Here is a 985-nt window from a genome sequence, read left to right as displayed (position 1 = left end):
ACTACGACAAGGCGGTGATGATCGGCACCGTGCCGGCGCTCGTCGTGCTCGGCTGGCGCTGGAAGCCCGCGCGGCTGATGATGGCGTCGATCGCCGCGCTCTCGCTGCTGTCGATCCAGATCTACCAGGGCGATCTCGCGCGCGCCGATGCGGCGTTCTTCCTCAAGTACTTCCTGTCGAGCCAGTCCGCGATCCTGTGGATGAGCGCGCTGTTCGTGCTCGCGACGATCTTCTACTGGATCGGTCTGCTCGCGCGCTCGGAGTCGGGCGCCGCGATCGGCCAGAAGCTCACGTGGGTCGCCGTGCTGATGGGCTTCACCGGCCTGATGGTGCGCTGGTACGAGTCCTACCTGATCGGCGCCGACGTCGGGCATATCCCGGTGTCGAACCTGTACGAAGTGTTCGTGCTGTTCAGCCTGATCACCGCGCTGCTCTACCTGTATTACGAAGGTCACTACGGCACGCGCGCGCTCGGCGCGTTCGTGCTGCTGGTCATCAGCGCGGCCGTCGGCTTCCTGATGTGGTACTCGGTCGCGCGCGACGCGCAGCAGATCCAGCCGCTCGTGCCGGCGCTGCAGAGTTGGTGGATGAAGATCCACGTGCCGGCGAACTTCATCGGCTACGGCAGCTTCGCGCTGTCGGCGATGGTGTCGGTCGCGTACCTGATGAAGGAGCGCGGCGTGCTCGCCGATCGCCTGCCGACGCTCGAGGTGCTCGACGACGTGATGTACAAGTCGATCGCGGTCGGCTTCGCGTTCTTCACGATCGCGACGATTCTCGGCGCGCTGTGGGCCGCCGAAGCATGGGGCGGCTACTGGAGCTGGGACCCGAAGGAAACCTGGGCGCTGATCGTGTGGCTCAACTACGCGGCCTGGCTGCACATGCGCCTGATGAAGGGCCTGCGCGGCGCCGTTGCCGCCTGGTGGGCGCTCACCGGCCTGCTCGTGACGACGTTCGCGTTCCTCGGCGTCAACATGTTCCTGTC

Annotated in this window: 1 protein-coding gene; it reads left to right on the top strand. The window is 66.0% G+C overall.

The genetic code is table 11. The features are described from left to right. Positions 1 to 985, top strand: a 985-nt coding sequence (ccsB, locus tag DIE16_RS36290) for a c-type cytochrome biogenesis protein CcsB (RefSeq protein WP_124572244.1), incomplete at both ends; no start/stop codon positions are given.

This window comes from Burkholderia sp. Bp9090 (assembly GCF_003857985.1).
Classification (GTDB): domain Bacteria; phylum Pseudomonadota; class Gammaproteobacteria; order Burkholderiales; family Burkholderiaceae; genus Burkholderia.
Note: the sequence above shows the minus strand (reverse complement) of the source record. Positions and strands in the feature narration are given on the sequence as shown.